Source organism: Microbacterium californiense, from assembly GCF_047246625.1.
GTDB lineage: Bacteria > Actinomycetota > Actinomycetes > Actinomycetales > Microbacteriaceae > Microbacterium.
The window spans coordinates 242,518-259,598 of sequence record NZ_JBFOKQ010000002.1 but is presented as its reverse complement, the minus strand read 5'-3'; the positions used below and the strand labels follow the sequence as shown (position 1 = coordinate 259,598).

19 protein-coding genes and 1 tRNA gene are annotated in these 17,081 nt (G+C 71.6%); 9 read left to right on the top strand and 11 right to left on the bottom strand.

What is annotated here, in order from left to right; all coding sequences use genetic code 11:
- Window positions 1–60: 60 nt before the first annotated feature.
- Window positions 61–978, top strand: a complete 918-nt coding sequence (locus AB3M82_RS12535; RefSeq protein ID WP_412958275.1) for an NUDIX domain-containing protein — start codon at window positions 61–63, stop codon at window positions 976–978.
- Window positions 979–1,042: 64 nt separating this feature from the next.
- Here AB3M82_RS12535 and AB3M82_RS12530 read toward each other — a convergent pair whose 3' ends face one another.
- The 5 genes from AB3M82_RS12530 to AB3M82_RS12510 are packed head-to-tail and all read right to left on the bottom strand — an operon-like array spanning window position 1,043 to window position 4,734.
- Window positions 1,043–2,536, bottom strand: a complete 1,494-nt coding sequence (locus AB3M82_RS12530; protein WP_412958274.1) for an HNH endonuclease signature motif containing protein — start codon at window positions 2,534–2,536, stop codon at window positions 1,043–1,045.
- Between the two features lie 39 nt (window positions 2,537–2,575).
- Complete coding sequence (locus tag AB3M82_RS12525; protein ID WP_412958273.1) at window positions 2,576–2,962, bottom strand: RNA-binding S4 domain-containing protein; 387 nt, start codon at window positions 2,960–2,962, stop codon at window positions 2,576–2,578.
- Entirely contained in the window at window positions 2,959–3,630 is a 672-nt protein-coding gene (locus AB3M82_RS12520; RefSeq protein WP_412958272.1) for a lysoplasmalogenase family protein, read from the bottom strand. Before AB3M82_RS12520 ends, AB3M82_RS12525 begins: the two co-directional genes overlap by 4 nt.
- Before the next feature lie 37 nt (window positions 3,631–3,667).
- Window positions 3,668–4,123 carry a hypothetical protein gene (locus tag AB3M82_RS12515; RefSeq protein ID WP_412958271.1) on the bottom strand — a complete coding sequence of 152 codons (456 nt, stop codon included), beginning with the start codon at window positions 4,121–4,123 and terminating at the stop codon, window positions 3,668–3,670.
- Window positions 4,120–4,734: a GNAT family N-acetyltransferase gene (locus AB3M82_RS12510; RefSeq protein WP_412958270.1), complete on the bottom strand. Its 615-nt coding sequence runs from the start codon at window positions 4,732–4,734 to the stop codon at window positions 4,120–4,122. The genes AB3M82_RS12515 and AB3M82_RS12510 overlap by 4 nt, the downstream gene beginning before the upstream one ends.
- 108 nt (window positions 4,735–4,842) lie before the next feature.
- Here AB3M82_RS12510 and AB3M82_RS12505 point away from each other — a divergent pair.
- A tRNA-Pro gene (locus AB3M82_RS12505) sits at window positions 4,843–4,916 on the top strand.
- A gap of 166 nt (window positions 4,917–5,082) precedes the next feature.
- Here the strand turns inward: AB3M82_RS12505 and AB3M82_RS12500 are convergent.
- Window positions 5,083–5,766, bottom strand: a complete 684-nt coding sequence (locus AB3M82_RS12500; RefSeq protein WP_412958269.1) for a HEAT repeat domain-containing protein — start codon at window positions 5,764–5,766, stop codon at window positions 5,083–5,085.
- A gap of 41 nt (window positions 5,767–5,807) precedes the next feature.
- Window positions 5,808–6,101, bottom strand: a complete 294-nt coding sequence (locus tag AB3M82_RS12495; RefSeq protein WP_412958268.1) for a hypothetical protein — start codon at window positions 6,099–6,101, stop codon at window positions 5,808–5,810.
- A gap of 395 nt (window positions 6,102–6,496) precedes the next feature.
- On the opposite strand from AB3M82_RS12495, the gene AB3M82_RS12490 reads away from it, so the two are divergent.
- Entirely contained in the window at window positions 6,497–6,628 is a 132-nt protein-coding gene (locus AB3M82_RS12490) for a hypothetical protein (protein WP_412958267.1), read from the top strand.
- A gap of 10 nt (window positions 6,629–6,638) precedes the next feature.
- Here AB3M82_RS12490 and AB3M82_RS12485 read toward each other — a convergent pair whose 3' ends face one another.
- Window positions 6,639–7,505 carry a DUF72 domain-containing protein gene (locus tag AB3M82_RS12485; RefSeq protein WP_412958266.1) on the bottom strand — a complete coding sequence of 289 codons (867 nt, stop codon included), beginning with the start codon at window positions 7,503–7,505 and terminating at the stop codon, window positions 6,639–6,641.
- A gap of 149 nt (window positions 7,506–7,654) precedes the next feature.
- Between AB3M82_RS12485 and AB3M82_RS12480 the strand changes: the two genes are divergently transcribed.
- Complete coding sequence (locus AB3M82_RS12480; protein ID WP_412958265.1) at window positions 7,655–7,918, top strand: hypothetical protein; 264 nt, start codon at window positions 7,655–7,657, stop codon at window positions 7,916–7,918.
- Window positions 7,919–8,186: 268 nt separating this feature from the next.
- Window positions 8,187–8,573: a hypothetical protein gene (locus tag AB3M82_RS12475; protein WP_412958264.1), complete on the top strand. Its 387-nt coding sequence runs from the start codon at window positions 8,187–8,189 to the stop codon at window positions 8,571–8,573.
- A 10-nt stretch (window positions 8,574–8,583) separates the two neighbouring features.
- Here AB3M82_RS12475 and AB3M82_RS12470 read toward each other — a convergent pair whose 3' ends face one another.
- The 3 genes from AB3M82_RS12470 to AB3M82_RS12460 are packed head-to-tail and all read right to left on the bottom strand — an operon-like array spanning window position 8,584 to window position 14,314.
- Window positions 8,584–12,021 carry an error-prone DNA polymerase gene (locus AB3M82_RS12470; RefSeq protein WP_412958263.1) on the bottom strand — a complete coding sequence of 1,146 codons (3,438 nt, stop codon included), beginning with the start codon at window positions 12,019–12,021 and terminating at the stop codon, window positions 8,584–8,586.
- Entirely contained in the window at window positions 12,021–13,556 is a 1,536-nt protein-coding gene (locus tag AB3M82_RS12465; protein WP_412958262.1) for a DNA polymerase Y family protein, read from the bottom strand. The genes AB3M82_RS12470 and AB3M82_RS12465 overlap by 1 nt, the downstream gene beginning before the upstream one ends.
- On the bottom strand, window positions 13,553–14,314 hold the full coding sequence (locus AB3M82_RS12460) for a hypothetical protein (protein WP_412958261.1): 762 nt from the start codon (window positions 14,312–14,314) through the stop codon (window positions 13,553–13,555). Before AB3M82_RS12460 ends, AB3M82_RS12465 begins: the two co-directional genes overlap by 4 nt.
- Window positions 14,315–14,469: 155 nt before the next feature.
- Between AB3M82_RS12460 and AB3M82_RS12455 the strand changes: the two genes are divergently transcribed.
- The 4 genes from AB3M82_RS12455 to AB3M82_RS12440 all read left to right on the top strand — a co-directional run bounded on the left by AB3M82_RS12455 (window position 14,470) and on the right by AB3M82_RS12440 (window position 17,051).
- Window positions 14,470–14,940, top strand: a complete 471-nt coding sequence (locus AB3M82_RS12455) for a prepilin peptidase (protein WP_412958260.1) — start codon at window positions 14,470–14,472, stop codon at window positions 14,938–14,940.
- A gap of 45 nt (window positions 14,941–14,985) precedes the next feature.
- Complete coding sequence (locus AB3M82_RS12450) at window positions 14,986–15,204, top strand: response regulator (RefSeq protein ID WP_412958259.1); 219 nt, start codon at window positions 14,986–14,988, stop codon at window positions 15,202–15,204.
- Window positions 15,197–15,811 carry a CYTH domain-containing protein gene (locus tag AB3M82_RS12445; RefSeq protein ID WP_412958258.1) on the top strand — a complete coding sequence of 205 codons (615 nt, stop codon included), beginning with the start codon at window positions 15,197–15,199 and terminating at the stop codon, window positions 15,809–15,811. Before AB3M82_RS12450 ends, AB3M82_RS12445 begins: the two co-directional genes overlap by 8 nt.
- A 73-nt stretch (window positions 15,812–15,884) precedes the next feature.
- Entirely contained in the window at window positions 15,885–17,051 is a 1,167-nt protein-coding gene (locus tag AB3M82_RS12440; RefSeq protein WP_412958257.1) for a type III polyketide synthase, read from the top strand.
- The last annotated feature ends 30 nt before the right edge of the window (window positions 17,052–17,081 follow it).

Genomic DNA, 17,081 nt, shown 5'->3' with positions numbered 1-17,081 from the left:
CTGTTCCGTCGTGTGACCGGTGCGGATGCCGATGCCCCGAGGCTGTGAAAGGCTGGAGGGGTGACGATCGTGCCTCCCGCCCCCGACGAGCCGCGGCGCCCGACGGGCGTGCGCGACCCGGGCGATGCGTGGGTGGTCGCGCCGAGCGGTGAGCGGTACTGGGGGCGCTTCGGGGCCGCCGGGCTGCTGGCGTTCGATGCGGATCGCGGAGTGCTGCTGCAGCACCGGGTCTCGTGGAGTCACTTCGGCGGCACCTGGGGGCTCCCGGGCGGGGCCTTGCACGAGGGTGAGGGCGCGATCGTCGGCGCGCTGCGTGAGGCGCAGGAGGAGGCGGGTGTGCCCGACGGCGCCGTCCGTGCGCGTTTCACGAGCGTCCTGGACCTCGACGTCTGGTCGTACACGACGGTCGTCGCGGACGTCGCCGAGGCGTTCGATCCGGTGATCAGCGACCCCGAGAGCGTCGCGCTGGAGTGGGTGCCGGTCGACGAGGTCGCCGAGCGACCGCTGCACCCGGGTTTCGCGTCGGCCTGGCCGCACCTGAGAGCGCTGCTGGACGAGCGCGCCGTGGTCGTCGTCGACAGCGCGAACGTCGTCGGCTCGGTGCCGGACGGATGGTGGAAGGACCGTGCCGGCGCGACCGGACGCCTCCTGTCCCGGCTCGACGGTCTCGCGGTCCCCGCGTCCGATCTGGGCTTCGGCGTGACCGAGTGGTTCCCTGACGTCGCCCTCGTCGTCGAGGGCACAGCGCGAGCAGTCGCCGCCGGCGCGGCGCACGATGCCGTCGCGGTCGTCCAGGCCGAGGCAGCGGGGGACGACGCCATCGTCGACGAGGCCGAGCGCCGCGTGGCAGCGGGGGAGCGGGTCGTCGCCGTGACCAGCGACCGCGAGCTCACCGAGAGGCTGCACGGCGTCGGCGTGGCATCGGTGCGGTCGGCGGGATGGCTCCGCGCCCTCCTCGACGCTCCCGCGCCGAGATGACGGCCCACGGCTCGCACGTCTAGGGGGCAGGTCTCCCCAGGTTTCTCGGCAGGCATCGGGCGGCTCAGACGAACATCACCCGTCTCGAGGGGTGGTCGGGGTACGCGCGGCCGAGCGGACTGGTCCACTCGACGTCGCCGTTGGGGAGCGCCCGTGCGCGCCAGCGGTACCCCGCCTCGACGTCGGGATGTTTCAGCGCGTGATGCCCGCGGCAGAAGTGGCTCAGGTTGTCGAGCGCGGTGCGGCCACCGAGGGCGTGATCGTGATGATGATCGATGTCGCAGCGGTGCACCGGCATCCGGCATCCCGGGAAGCGGCAGTGCTGATCTCGAGCCCGGAGGAACCTGCGCATGCCCTCGGTCGGTGTGTACGTGTCGACCTCGGTGACCATCCCGCCGGGGTCGAGGAACAGTCGGCTCCATCCCGTCTGCCGACCGGCCAGTGCGCGCGCGACCTCCGGATCGAGCGGACCGTGCCCGTCGAGCTGCGCGAGACGATCGTCAGCGCCCGCGAGCGGCGCGAGACGATCGTCAGCGCCCGCGAGCGTGCTCGCCGCTACGGTCACCTGGATCCTGGCCTGCACGCGGTCGAGTCCGGAGCCGAGGACGTCGCTCGGGTTCGCAGCGAGCAGCAGATCGGTGAACAGGTCGGCGCGCACCTGATCGACCGTTCGCCGATCGACGACGTGCTGATCGTCGGCGTGCTGATCGCCGCAGGGAGGGTGAGGGTCCGTCGTGAACGTGCCGGACTCCCCGAAGATCGCCGCAGGTGACGAGCCGTCACCAAAGAGGTTGGTCGGATGCAGGGCATCGTCCAGCGCGAAGTCCTCGGGGTACACGGCCTCGTCCGGCACGGGGCAGGATCCGTCCGTGCCGTCGGGTGTCGAGCGGGACTCGCGCCGGGCGCGGACGACCTCTCGGGCCATCCGGGCGAGGCGGTCGTGGATCGCCACGGCGAGGGTCTCCGGAAGGACGGCGGTCAGCATCGCGAGTCCATCGTCGAGCGACCGCACGCGCACGCATCGCTCCGCGTTCGCGCGGCCGTGCCGCTCGCGCACGGACTCGTCGACAAGCGCCGCCACCACCTGGCGCACGTGCGCGCGGGTGCGTGCGGCCGTGTCGGCCTCGGCGACCACGAGCGCAGACGTCTCGTAGAGCGGCAGCACCTCGGCATCCGCGCGCCCGTTGCGGACCGCCTCTGCGACGATCGCGCCGGCGCGGACGATCTCGCGGACATGCCCGCTGGTTATCGCGCCCCGCGCGAAGGCCGCTCGGATGGCGGGGAACTGCTGGGACAGCGCCAGAGCATCGGCGAAGGCGCACTCCACGGTGCCCGTCGACAGGTGACCGGCCGCGGAGTACTCCGCGATCATCGAACGGTAGATCGCGTCACGATGCGACGGGCTGAGCGACACATCGGCGTCGTGTTCCACGATCCGCTCCTCGAGGAGTCGGGACGCGCGTGCCTCGAGCGCCGCGATTCGCCGACGCACCTCGACCCATTCGTCCAACAGACGCGCACGTTGCTCCATGTCGAGGGGTGCCGCTGTTGTCGCCATGCATCGATATTAGAACATATGTTCGAACGTCGGAAGCATTCAGTCGAAGTATGCCGGTCCATCGCCGACGGACCGGCCACGAAGCCGGTCGATGTCCCGTCGTTCGCGTTTCGTCGGGCGACCTGCGCCGCGGTCCCGCAATCCCAGCGCTGCCTGGGGCTCTCGGGCTGGCGTGCGATCCTCGTACGCGAGCGCCGCCAGCGGTGCGCCGACGCGCTTGACCAGCAGTTGCCTCACGACGAGGATCCGGTCGAATCCTGCGATGCGCACCCTCAGTTCGTCGCCGACTTTCACGGCCTGCGACGCCTTGACCTTGGTGCCGTCCAGCCGCACATGCCCCGCGCGGCATGCGGTGGTGGCAGCAGATCGGGTCTTGTAGATACGCACCGCCCACAGCCAGCTGTCCACCCGCACAGTGTCGCTCATGCGCGGCTCCCTCGACGGAGGGAGACCAGCGCTCCGGCGACGATCAGGCCCTGGCCCACCGCGTAGGTGAGCATGACGGCCGGGCTGGACCAGGCCGGCAGAGCCTCGGGCAGGAACAGGCGGAAGGCGAGGATCGTGTCGCTCGCGAGGAAGAAGGCGCCGCCGGTCGCGACCCATGGGTGGCAGCGTGCCGAGAACGCTGCGGTGCCCGCCAGCACGAGACCGTACGCCCCCACCGCGAGCAGGAGCGCTCCCGTGTGCGGGCCGAGTGCGACGATCATCGCGATCCACCAGGCTGCGTAGACGAGCGTCCACCACGGCATCCGACGGCGGGCGAGATGTCGCACGAACAGTGCGATGTAGGCCACGTGCGCCGCGGCGAAACACCCCAGCATCACAGGAAGTTCCGGTGCGGCGGGGAAGAACGTACCCGCGCCGTCGCCGAGCCACGAGAACAGCAGCGCGACGAGGAGCAGCACGACGGCGCTCCGGCGCGCGACGGAGCGGGCGGCGAGAATGACCGGGAGGGCGAGCAAGGGCATCAGGATCAGCTTGGTCGGCCCGGCGGCGGGGCTCTCGACGGCGAGCAGAATCACGTGCACCACGGACGCCGCGGCATAGGGGGTGAACGCCCACAGCAAGGAGAGGGACGTGAGGCGGCGCTGCATCCTCTCATCGTACGGTCGGCGATCCGTCATCCGAGTGTCAGGACTCCACGGTGACGGTCCGGACGGTCCCGCCGGCGTCGAGGTGGGCCGCAGGCCAGTACCCCTCGGGGAAGTGCTCGCCGCACACGTCGGTCAGGTGCAGGACCACCGATCCGTCTGCGGACACCTCGATCGCTTCCAGTGCTAGGTCGGATGCCGCGGCGTCGAGCTCCTGCGCATCCGGGTCTCCCTGGCTGAAGGCCGAGACCACGGCATCCGTCGCCGCCCGATGCACCGTCTCGAGCTCCGACACGACGGAGCGCAGACGGGGAAGCCGTGCGCATGCCTCTTCGGTCGTGGTCGCCTCGAGCAGGAGCTCGATGTCGGCGTCGTCGTGCGGGAGGGTGCCGGCGTACCAGTCGTGCGTGAGCACGGAGCCGTCGGCGAGCTCTGTCGTCGCGCGGGTGAAGACGCCGAGATCGGGGTCGTCGAGGGTCGTTCGCTCGTCGCTCATACCGCCACGCTATCGCCTGCCGAATCTCCGGCGGCGAGGTCGAGAACGACGAGCGGGCGGCCCGGCTTGAGTTCACCGCGCGCGCGGAAACCCGCCGACAGGAAGGTGCCGAGCGTTCCGTGGAAGAGGTCGTTGCTGGACTGCTTCTCGCCCGCCGTGTCGACCGGGTACGCCTCGATCACGCGCGCGCCCGAACCGCGGGCATAATCGACGGCGGCGGCCAGCAGTTCGGCGTTCAACCCGGTGCCGCGGTACTCACGACGCACGACGAAACAGGTCACCGCCCAGACCGAGTCGTCATCGAGCGGTTCGGCGGTCGCCGACAGGATCGTGCGCGTGTGCGTGATGCGCTGTTGGCGCGGGCGCGGTCCGATGCGCACCCAGCCCGCGGCCACGCCGTCGACGTACGCGACGAGTCCCGGGGGAGGGCCGGCGACCACCTCCTCCTTGAACATCTCCGTGCGCTGCGGCGTGGTCGTGCGCGCCCAGTCCTTATCACGGAGCATCGGCCAGATGCACTGACAGCTCGCGCCGTCGCCGCCGCCGGTGAGAGCGTGCTGCACGTCGTCCCACCGCGCGATCGTCGCCACCTCGGTCGTGATCGTCGTCATGCGCGGCACGCTACGCCCGGCCTCCGACACTCGCAAGCCGCGCGGTTCGCGGAGCCTCCCGGGTTGGGGCTAAGATAGGGGAGTTGCCTGCGCGAGAGTGCAGAACAACGGGCTGTGGCGCAGCTTGGTAGCGCACTTGACTGGGGGTCAAGGGGTCGCAGGTTCAAATCCTGTCAGCCCGACGGAAAAACCCCGATGAGAAGATACTTCTTGTCGGGGTTTCGTCGTTCGTGCCGGGATTGTCGTTGCCAGGCTTACATCCGAAGGTGCCAAGCCCCGGTCGCTGCCGCGCAGAGGCCGGGCCGCCCGAATCCCATACTGACGTGCCCCCAGCCCCGTGCCCCGTGCTCAGAGAAGCGAGGCCAGCCGTTTCTTCCGGCGATTCTGGGCGATGATCCACGCGACGTCGGGATCGGCGGCGTCGAGGGCGGAGGATTCGTCGATACCCTCGCGGGGCTGTGCTGCGACGGCGATGCTCCAGCAGTATGCGAGCGCCTGGCGCAGGGACCGTGCGTCCTGATCCGTCCGCCTGGCCGTCGGCAATGCGACGAACGCCGCGGTGGCACGCTGGCATGCGTCCAGCGCCGCGACAGCGGTGGCGGGTTCTCGCAGGAGGCGCGGCTCGCAGATCGCAGCAAGGGCGGCTCTTTGCACGAGCGGGTGAGTGTCCTCGATCCACGCTTCCACGATCCGCACGAGGGCGCCCGGGTTCTGGTCTCCGAGGAGCTGGAGACCGATCGCGACACCCTCTCTGACTCTCCAGCGTTCGTCGGTCGCACGCGTGCGGGCCCGAACCTCCACGGCCGGGTCGTCTGCACGGTGGGCGAGGGCAGCCGCTGCACACATCGCGGTGTACTCGCCGCCGTCCTCCAGCAGGATGGCGATCGTGTCGGGCTCGGCGGTGGTGGCAGCGGCAGCCACGAGAGTGAGGTTGGCCCGAGGGCCGGGGAGGCCGGAGTTCTCGGTGAGGAAGGCCGGCCAGTCCTCCGGCGGCTGTTCCCGGAGTCGAGACGTCCACCCGTTGTCAGCCATGCTCCGACCATACGCGGGTGCCGACGACGCGCACCACCGGCTCAGCGGCCGCCGGTGAGGTGGCGGGCGATGACGAGAGCGGCGGGGATGTGGCCCGCCGCGAGGATGACGCCCGCGCCTGCTATCCACGGGTTGCTCAACCACGCTCCCGTCGCGAGGAATGCCACGACAGGCAGGAGAGCCATCGGGACCGGCAGCTTCCCCAGTGGCCGGTAGAGGTCGGCGAACCGACGTGCTCCGACCAGATACCTGCCCCAGAGCCCGTAATACGCCGCCACCGCGAGGACGACCGCGGGCAGCCACCACCAGGACACGGAACCTGTCGCAGTGACCACGGGTACCATCAGGCACAACGCCTGGCCGGCTCGTTCCACCCACGTCAAGACGGCGGGCACCGCCACCACCGGCATCCCGCCGCGCACGGGGAAGACCACCAGAAGGAAGTTGGGCGCGAGTACAGCTGCGGCGACGACCAGTCCGAACAGTGAGACCCCACACTCGAAGCGTAACGACCGCGCGCATCGACGGCGAAGAGGGGGCGCCATACCGCACCCCTTCACCCCAGAGCAACCCCCTCGTCCCTCATCCGCCGCGTTCCTACAGTGACCCCCACAGGGGCACCGGCGCTCCCGATCCGCGGACCGCCGACACCGCTCCTGCAGCGCTGGCGGCCCCGCATCTGCTTCCCTGCTCGTGGGGGCCGCCGGCCACAAAGCATCCGGGAGGGGTCATGTTCGAAGTCGCTCTGACGCTGGTCGTCCTGCTGTTCGTGTCCGGCGCGGGTGTCGTCATGGTGCGTCTGCGTGGGGCCGGTGCGGTCGAGAACGAGTCCGCCGCACCGCTCACCCCCGAGACCCACTGATCGCCCCGTCTCACTCCCCGAACGGACGCGGCAGCAGCTCCACGAGCGCGCGGGCGTCGTGCGGCGCATGCCCCCGCGCATCGTTGTCGAAGTAGACGTACACGTCGCGCGGTACGCCGTCGGGCGCCCCGTCCAACCAGCCCCGCACGTCGCTCGCCCACGCGCGCAGCTCCTCGTCGCTGTACCCGCTGGCGTACAGGTCGTGGGCGCCGTGCAGGCGCACGTAGACGAAGTCTGCGGTGAGCTCGTCGAACCGCGGCCAGGTGCCGGCCGTGTCGGCGACGGCGAGGGAGATGCCGTGCCGGCGCAGGAGGGCGACCGAGTGCTCGTCGCCGAATCCCGCGGAGCGCGGCTCGAGCGCGTACCGCAACGGCACGTCCGCCTCGATCTCCAGCCACGCCCGGCCCTTCAGTCGCTCGTCGTGCCGCCGGGCCAGGTCGAGCGCCTGACCGGTGGTCCTCGGCAGGGCTTCGAGGAACGCCTCGACGATCTCGGCCTCGAAGTGCTGCCGCGCCGGCAGCTGCCAGAGGATCGGACCGAGCTGCGATCCGAGCGCGAGCACCCCCGAGGCGAAGAAGTTGGCGAGGGCCTGCTCGAAGTTCCGCAGGCGCAGCATATGCGTGATGTACCGCGAACCCTTGACCGCGAACACGAGCTCGGGCGGGACCTCGGCGCGCCACCGTCGATAGCTGTCGGGGCGCTGCAGCGAGTAGAACGATCCGTTGATCTCTACGCTCGTCATCTGCTGGCCGATGTACTCGAGTTCGCGGCGCTGCGCCAGACCGGTCGGGTAGAAGTCCCCGCGCCAACCTGGGTAGCGCCAGCCCGATACGCCCACGCGTGCGAGCCCGGGAGGCGCCGACGTCCGTTCGCTCATGCCTCGACGGTAGGCAACAGGTATCCGGTGCGTCACCGGATTGACCGCGGACCGCCCAGACGCTAGCCGCCGACGTGTCAAGACCTGGATCGGCGGACGTGGCGAGGGGATGCTGGAAGAAGAGCATTCCCGCAGATCGGAGGAGACAGATGCAGGAGAACACCACGCCGTCGTCCGACCGGATCGATGAGGCGAAGCCCGAGGCCGACGTCGAGGAGCAGCGGCAGCTCGCGTTCGAGGAGGACGCGGCCGGTCCCGCCCCCGAGTGGGAGTCCGTGGTCGGGGTCGAAGCCGATGCTGCGGACGTCGCCGACCAGTTGAGGGAGGTCCCCGTCGAGGACGAGAGGGACGCCGAGGAGGCGGACCTCGAGGACGAACTGATCGACGAGGACGCGGACGACGACGACGCCTGATCGACCGCGGAGACGATGCCCTCTCGAGAAGTCCGCCCCCATCGGCCTTCTCGAGAGGGCTTCACCGTCCTTCCCGGACGGCGGGGGAGGCGGCGATCATCTCGCTGTCTCGAGTGGCTGATTCCCCAGTCCTCAGCCTGTAGCCCCCGCTACGGAAGCAGAATATCGCCAAATCGTCTTGTCCGCCATTTGGGGGACAAAATTTCTCGGAATTCGTGATCCGGCATCCGTCCTAGGCATCCGCGATCCGGCTTCCTAAGGTGGAGTCATGGACAGATCCATCGTGATGCCGGGACAGGTCGCCGTCGCCCAGGGACACCGGGTCGAGGTGTCCGAGCGCCTCGACGAGGTGACGGGGGAAGCCGTCATCGCGACCCTGCGCGACCTCGAGACGAACGTGCGCTACCGGCTCGCGGAGGAGCTTCCCGGGGCCGAGCACGTGCGCTGGCTGGGCCGCGTGCTGGAGTGCTCGATCGTCGTGTCGGGCAGCGGGGCGCGCACCGAGCTCCGCGTCGACGCGACCGGCCCCGGGGCGATCGGGGCGAAGGTCGCGCTGCGCGAGGCGGATGCCGCAGCCGACGCCGCGAAGGCCGAGGCCGACCGGTGGGGCGGGGCGGATCGTCCGCCGCCCGAGGAGCCCGAGCGCTTCTGGTGAGGCGCGCCGCTCACCGGAAGTCGCGGGAGCGGTGCGAGACGCCGGTGCGGAGGTCTTCGAACGCGTCGGCGAGCACGTTGATCACGCCCTCCTCGGACCGCTCCAGGATGCCGCGGACGATGAGGGCGGGGGAGTCCCGGGCGACCCGGAGGTAGCGGTTCCAGACCCCGACCGAGCACACGACGTTCATCAGCCCGCTCTCGTCCTCGACGTTGAGGAACGTGACGCCCGCCGCAGTGGCGGGACGCTGGCGGTGGGTCACCAGTCCCGCCACCTCGATGCGCCGGCCCACCTCGTGATGCTGGAGGTCGAGGGAGGAGAGCACGCCCCGCTCCCGCAAGGCGGCGCGGAAGTGCGTCATCGGATGGTCGTCGGTCGACACCCCCGTGGCCCACAGGTCGGCGGAGAGGCGCTCGTAGCTGGTCTGATCGGCGAACAGCGGCGGCTGGACCGCCACGGTCGTGCCGGGCAGGAACCGGGAGCGGTCGTCGGCCGCGGCGCCCGCGAGCCAGATCGCCTCCCGCCGCTCCAGCCCCAGCGAGGCGAAGGCGCCGGCGGTGGCGAGCGCCTCCACCTGGGCGGTCGTGGCATCGGTGCGGCGCACGAGGTCGTGCAGATCGCGATAGGGGCCGTGCGCCTCGCGCTCCGCGACGATCCTCTCGGCCAGGGGCACGCCGATCCCGCGGACGCCGCTGAGTCCCAGGCGCACGGCGTAGGCGCCGTCGCGTCGGTGGGAGGCCGACTCGTCCGGAGCATCCCGATCGAAGCGCAGGGTCGGCGGCTGCGGGGAGACCGCGCAGGAGTCGAGCCCGGTCGGGCGCTTCTCCGCCCGGTCGCCCAGGGGTTCCAGGGTCTCGGTGGCGCCGGAGGCCTGCAGGTCGGGGCGACGCACCTCTACGCCGTGGCGACGGGCGTCGGCCGTCAGGGAGGCGGCCGAGTAGAAGCCCATCGGCTGCGAGCGCAGGAGCCCGGCGAGGAAGGCGGCGGGGTAGTGCAGCTTGAGCCAGGAGCTGGCGTAGACGAGGAGGGCGAAGGACAGGGAGTGCGACTCGGCGAAGCCGAAGTTCGAGAACGCCTGGATCTGGGCGTAGATGCGGTCGGAGGTGGCGTCGTCGAGTCCGCGGCGCGCCATCCCCGCGTACAGCTTCGCCTTCACCTTCTCGATCTTCTCCAGGCCGCGCTTGGATCCCATGGCGCGACGAAGCAGGTCGGCCTCGTCGGCCGTGCAGTCGCCGACGGCCGTCGCCATCTGGATCAGCTGCTCTTGGAAGATCGGAATACCGAGAGTGCGACGCAGGATCGGCTCCAGATCGCTGTGCGGGTAGGGGATGGGGAAGTCCACCGGCGCCTCGCCCCGCGCCGCCCGCTCCCGGTTCTCCTCGTCGACCCGGTCCTTCTCCATCTTGCGCCGCACGAAGGGATGCACCGCACCGCCCTGGATGGGCCCGGGGCGGATGAGGGCGATCTGGATCGCCAGATCGTAGAAGCAGCGGGGCTGCAGTCGGGGGAGCAGGCCCATCTGCGCGCGCGACTCGACCTGGAAGATCCCGATGGAGTCGGCGCGGCACAGCATGTCGTAGACCCCCGGCTCCTCCTTGGGGATGCTCTCGAGCGTCCACTCCTCGCCCGTCGCCTCCCGGATCAGGTCGAAGGAGTGCTGCAGGGCGGCGAGCATCCCCAGGCCCAGCAGGTCGAACTTCACCAGCCCCATCCACGCCGAATCGTCCTTGTCCCACTGGATGACGGTGCGATCCTCCATGCGCGCATGCTCCACGGGCACGACCTCGCCGACGGGGCGCGCGGTGAGCACCATGCCGCCGGAGTGGATGCCGAGGTGGCGGGGCGCCTTCATCAGCTCGCCGGCGTAGGCGAGCACGTTCTCGGGGATGTCGTGCCCCTCGGCGGGCTTCACCCCCGAGCTCCAGCCGTCCACCTGCCGCGACCACGAGTCCTGCTGCCCGGGCGAGTGGCCGAGCGCCCGCGCCATGTCGCGCACGGCGTTCTTCGGACGGTACTGGATCACGTTCGCCACCTGCGCCGCCCGCTCCCGACCGTACTCGGCGTACACCCACTGGATGATCTCCTCGCGCCGCCGGGAGTCGAAGTCGACGTCGATGTCGGGCTCCTCCGTGCGCGTGGTGGCGAGGAAACGCTCGAAGGGGAGGCCGTAGAGGATCGGGTCGACGGCCGTGATCCCCAGCAGGTAGCAGACCGCGCTCGCCGCGGCGGATCCGCGCCCCTGGCAGAGGATGCCGCGCCGACGCGCCTCGGAGACGATGCTGTGCACGATCAGGAAGTAGCCGGGGAAGTCCTTCTCCTCGATGACGTTCAGCTCGCGTTCGATCCGGCTCCGACCGTCGGCATCGAGGCGGGGGTACTTGGCGGGCACGGCCTCCCACACGAGGCGCCGCAGCCAGCTCATCGGCGTGTGCCCCTCCGGCACCTTCTGCTGCGGCAGGGCGGGGCGGGCGCGACGCAGGGGGAAGGCGGATGCCGCGGCCAGCTCGAGCCCGGTCGATATCGCCCCGGGGTACCGCCGGAACCTCGCGGCCATCTCCGCTCCGCTGCGCAGGTGGGCGCCGTCGTGCGCGGGCAGCCAGCCGTCGAGCTCGTCCATGCTGCGCACCGCGCGGACGGCCGCGACCGCCTCGGCGAGCGGGGCCTGCTGCGGCGTCGCATAGTGCACGTTGTTCGTGGCCACGACGGGCAGGCGCAGGCGCCGGGCCAGGTCGGCGAGCGCATCGTTGCGACGGGTGTCCTGCGGGTCCCCGTGATCGAAGAGCTCGACCGCCACGTGGTCGGCGCCGAAGAGATCGACGAGACGGCGCAGCGGCGTCGCGGCATCCCCTCGTTCCAGCCCCTGCCGGACGGCTCCCTTGCGACAGCCGGTGAGGATCGTCCAGTGGCCGTCCGCGCTCGCCGCGAGCTCGTCGAGGTCGTAGACGGGCCGCCCCTTCTCGCCGCCGCGCAGCTGCGCCGTGGTGATCGCCCCGGAGAGCCGGTGGTAGCCCTCCATGCCCCGGGCGAGGACGAGGAGGTGCTCGCCCGCCGGGTCGGGAGAGCCGCGCTGCGGGGCGGGGAGGTCGAGAGACAGCTCCGCGCCGAACACGGTCTGCAGGCGCAGCTCCATGAGCTCCGCCACCTCGGCGAAGCGGGCGGCGCCGTAGAAGCCGTCGTGGTCGGTCAGCGCGAGGGCGGTGAGGCCCAGGCGCTCGGCCTCGGCGAGCAGTGCTTCGGGGGAGGAGGCGCCGTCGAGGAACGAGTACGAGGAGTGCGCATGCAGCTCGGCGTAGGGGACCGCGTCCTCCGGGCGGGCGATCTCGGTCGGCGGGGTGAGCCGACGGCGCGTGCTGACCGGCCCGGGATCGGGGCGTCCGGTCGGCGGATCCAGGGCGCTGAGCGTGCGCTCCAGCTCCTGCCACTTCTGGGGAGGGTTGTGCCAGCCCATCAGCGATACCTCCCCTCGGCCCACCACCGGTCGCCCGTGCAGAACACGAGCCAGGCGCGGTCCTGGTCGTCCACGATCTGGAAGCGATGCCCATGCTTCCCGCCGTCGCTCGCCCAGCGCCGCTCGTGCACGGGCCAGGGGCCGGCCCAGGCGAGCACCCGGTCGCCGTGGATGAAGGCGGGGTCGGCCGACAGGGCGCCGCGCTCGTCGATGCGGATGCTGTCGCCATCCGCCGCCTTCACCCCCAGCGGGCGCGGCGGGCGGAAGACCTCGGCCGGGAGGGGATCGGGCAGACTGCCCGGCCAGGGGGAGACGGGATCCCGGGGTGCGACGCTGCGCTCTCCCCAGGGCGTCAGCACCTGCCGGTCGACGAGCCACCGCCCGCCCGACACGGCCGCGGTCACCACGCCCTGATGTCCCAGCATGGTCTGCACCCGGGAGACCGCGTGGTGCAGGCGCTCATCGGTGCCCGAGCCGAACAGCCCCGGCTGATGGTGCGCCGCGTCGTCCACCGCCACGGGGAGGATCCGGACCGCGACGATGCCGCCGAACGCCCGGGCCTCGTCGACGGGCTCGGTCGCGTTCTCGGCGGCGACCGACTCCAGCTGCCAGCGCACCCGGTCGACGAGATCCGAGGCGTCGAAGCAGGTCGGGTGCAGCCAGGTGCGCGAGTACACCTGCCCGTTGTCGTCGGTGAGGTCGATGCGCACCTCGGTGCACACCGTCGACGCCTCGCCGAGCGCCAGCAGCACGGCATCCGCCGTCTGCCGCACGGCGAAGGCGACCTGATCGGCCCCGCCCAGGGCCGTCTCGAACTCGATGCTCCGCGCCAGCTCCGGATCGGGAGGGCGGGGCGTCAGGGGGCGGGAGTCGGCACCGGCGGCGAGCGCGTGCAACCGGGCGCCGCGCTCGCCGAAGCGGCTGCGCACGTCGGCCGTCGGCAGGGCGGTGAAGTCGCCGAGCGTGCGGACGCCGAGCCGCAGCAGGAGGCCGGTGATCTCGTCGTCGCGGAGGACCTGCACGGGGAACGGGGCGAGGAACTCCTTCGCGGCGCCGGCGGGCACGACCGTGCAGGGGCGGGGTCCGCGTGCGGCGATCTCGGCGGTGAACGGGCCGTCGGCCACGCCGATGCGCACCTCGGGGAAACCGGCGTCGGCGAGCACGGCGGCGAGCGCCTCCGCCGCGGCGGCCTCGCTCCCGTGGTAGCGGGCGATGCCGCGGGCGCGGAGCACGGCGAGTCCCGGGCGCAGCAGGGTCGCGCCGGGGGCGTGCTTCTCGATCAGCTGCAGGACCGGCAGGAAGACGCGTTCGTCCCGCGCGGTGTCCTGCGGGAGCACCTGCAGGGAGGAGAGTCGTCCCTGCGCCTCCCGGCGGCGCTGCCCGCTGCGCACGCCGTGCTCCCGCGCGGATGCCGTGCACGCGACGACCGTGTTGGCGTGCAGCAGAGCGGTGGGCGGATGCGGGGGCGCACCGAGGGCGGCGCGCAGCGGCCAGTCGGGGAACCACAGCACGAGGACGCGGAGGGGCTCGGTCATCCTGCCTCCGCCCAGCGCAGGAGGTCGGGAGCGGGCTCGACGACCGGACGAGCGGGAAGCCCGGGAAGGGCGGTGAGCTCGGTGGTCGCCGGCTCGAGGGCGCCGTTGCGGCCGGGCAGGCGCACGCGGACGCTCGCCGGGAGCGGGCGGTTCCGGGTGTGCGCGGTCACGGTCACGGTGCGATCGGAGAGGAGGCCCCATCCGGCGCCGAGTCCGTTCCACTGCGGATCGTGGACCCGGATGGAGCCCTCGGCCTGGGGCCACACGCCGGTGACGAGCAGGGTGCTGCCGCGGTCGCGCAGCCGCGCGCTCAGGCGCGAGACGTCGGCGTCGCGCAGGCGGGTGCCGGGGTGCACGGCGATCAGGGGCACGACCTCGGCGAGGGCGGACGTCGCGGCGAACCAGCGATCGCCCGGATCGGGGACGAGGATCAGACGGCTCAGGTCGATGCCGAAGCCGGCGGCCGCCTCCACGCCCAGAGTGGGCATGCCGATGACCGCGCACCAGTGCCCCTTCTGCGAGGCGGCGCTCAGCAGGGCGAGCACCAGGCTCGGCGAGGGGGAGAGGGTGTACGACGTCCCGGTCGCGAGGCCCCCGTCGGGCAGGAGGGACTCCAGCGCGGGGTCCAGGGGGAGCAGCGTCTGGTCGCTGCGCCGCCGCTGCATCCGGCTGATCTCGCGGCGCAGTCGAAGCACCTCTCCGGCGCGGGAGTCGCTGGCCGGAGAGAGCGCAGCCACCGCATCGAGCCCGATCCCCATGTCACCATCCTCGAAGTTATGTTCTAATATATCAAGTGATGTTCCGACGCTATGTCGTACATGGGACATTGCCGGAACGGCCCGGAGAACGGCCCCGGAACCGCTTATCCACAGGCGTCCTCGCCGACCCGTCGGGGGTCTTCTAGCCTTCGCGCATGGATCCGCGTCAGAGCCTCGTCGTCCTCGTCCACCTCGCCCTGATCGGCATCGGGGGCTGGCTGGTCGTCATCGACGCCCGCACCCATCGCCTCCCCGATCGCATCGTGCTGCCCACCCTCGCCGCGCTGCTCGTGCTCGCCGCCGTCGACGCCGTCTCGACGGGGGAGGGCGTGGCCCTGATCCGCGCCCTGATCGGCATGCTGATCCTCGGCGGCTTCTACGTCGCGCTCCGCCTCCTCAGCCGCGACGGGCTGGGCGGCGGCGACGTCAAACTGGCGGCCGTCATCGGCCTCGTGCTCGCCTGGCACGGGTGGACGGCGCTCGCCGTGGGCGCGGCATCCGCCTTCGTGCTCGGCGCCGTGCACGCCCTGGTCCTGCTCGCCCTGCGGCGCGCCGATCGCACCACGCGCATCGCCTTCGGCCCGTGGATGATCCTGGGCGCGGTGATCGGCGTGGGCGTCGGCTGAGACGCACTCCGTGCCGACGCCGTCGAGCGGGGATAGGGTGAGGGCATGGCACTCGCACGACTTCACGGCGGCCCGCTGGACGGGCAGATCATCCCCCTCGGCGACGCGGACGACAAGCTGATCGTCCCCTACAGCGAGACCCAGGTGGTGTACAACCGCCGGGGCGAGCCGCAGAACACCGGCACCGACGACGGACCCACCGAGATCGACTACTGGTTCGACGAGGCGCTCGAGAACCTCACGACGACCGCGGACGATGACTGACCCCAGCCGCTCGGTCGAGGTCGAGCGCAAGTTCGACGTCGACGTCACGACCCCGTTGCCCGTCTGGGAGGCGATCCCCGGCGTCGACGCGGTCAGCGACGGGGAGCCGCGGACGCTGGACGCCCGGTACTTCGACACGGCCGATGCGGCACTCGCCCGCGCCGGCGTCGCGCTGCGCCGACGGACCGGCGGACCGGACGAGGGCTGGCACGTGAAGGGTCCGCGCGAAGGAGACGGCCGGGTCGAGCTCGGCTGGCCGCTCGGCGAGGGCGAAGGACTGCCGGATGCCGTCGCGGCGACGATCGCACGATGGACCACGGATCCGCTCGCCCCGCTCGCCCGCATCCGCAACGACCGCACGGCGTACCTCCTCACCGGGGCGGGGGGAGTGGTCGCGGAGTTCGTGGACGACCACGTCCGCGCCACCGACCTGCGTCAGGGCGTGGAGCGGGAATGGCGCGAGTGGGAGATGGAGCTCGGTCCCGCCGGTCCGGCGACCGCCGAGGGCCGGGCCGCGTTCTTCGCGGCGGTCGAGCGCGCGGTCCAGGCCGCCGGCGGTCGCGACGCGGCGTCGGGGTCGAAGCTCGCCCGTGCGCTCGGCTTCTGACGGCGTCTTCGCAGAGCGCGATCCCCGACGCAACCCCCTATCCGGACCCGCGCGCGGATGATTGAGTGACCGCATGAGTCGTCCTGCTGTGCTGCGCTCCCTGCAGACCATCGTCCCCGACACCCTCCTCGAGCAGGACGCGGTGCGCGACGTGTTCGCACAGCAGCCCGACATCGGCCGCCTCGCGCAGCGGATCGTCACGGCATCCTTCAACGGATCGGGGATCGACACCCGCCACACCGTCATCGAGGAGCTGTCGCTCACCGAGCCGTCGGAGTCGCCGATCTTCTTCGATCTCGAGACGCGTCAGCTGCTGGCCCCGGGCACCAAGGTGCGCAACGACATCTACGTCCGCGAAGCCACCCGGCTGTTCGTCACCGCCGCCCAGCGGGCGCTCGAGGCGGACCCCGACCTGCGGGCCTCCGACGTCACCCACGTCATCACCGTCTCCTGCACCGGCTTCCACGCGCCCGGCCCCGAGTACGAGATCGTGCGGGCGCTGGGCATTCCCGACAGCGCGCACCGCTACCACCTCGGCTTCATGGGCTGCTACGCCTCGATGCCCGCCCTCCGCGCCGCGAGCCAGTTCTGCGCCGCCGACCCCGACGCCGTGGTGCTCGTGGTGAGCGTGGAGCTGTGCACGCTCCACCTGCGCTCGTCCGAAGACCCCGACACGATCGTCGCCTCCTCCCTCTTCGCCGACGGCGCCGCCGCAGGCATCGTCACGGCGCGGGACCTGCCGTCGCCGGTGCGCGGCTTCACCCTCGACCGCTTCCACACCGCGATCGCCGCCGAGGGCGAGAAGGACATGGCGTGGACCATCGGCGACTCGGGCTTCGAGATGATCCTCTCGACCGCCGTGCCGCAGATCATCGGCGAGACCATCATCGGCGCGATCCGGCCGCTCTACGTGCACGAGCACGACATGTCGATGGCGTTCGAGGAGGGACGCATCGGGGAGCGCGTCGAGCACTGGGCCATCCACCCCGGCGGACGCAGCATCCTCGACCGGGTGCAGGAGCGGCTGCACCTCAGCGACGACCAGCTGCGTCCGGCCCGCGAGGTGCTGCGCGAGAACGGCAACATGTCCAGCGCCACCATCCTCTTCGTGCTCAAGCACATCCTCGAGAGGGAGGATTCGCAGCGCGGCGACCGCGTGGCGGCCATGGCCTTCGGGCCCGGGCTGACCGCCGAGAGCGCGCTGCTGACGGTCGAAGCGCCCAGGAGCGACGATTCCTGACCTCTCGGCCCGCGCGGTCGACGCGCGCGA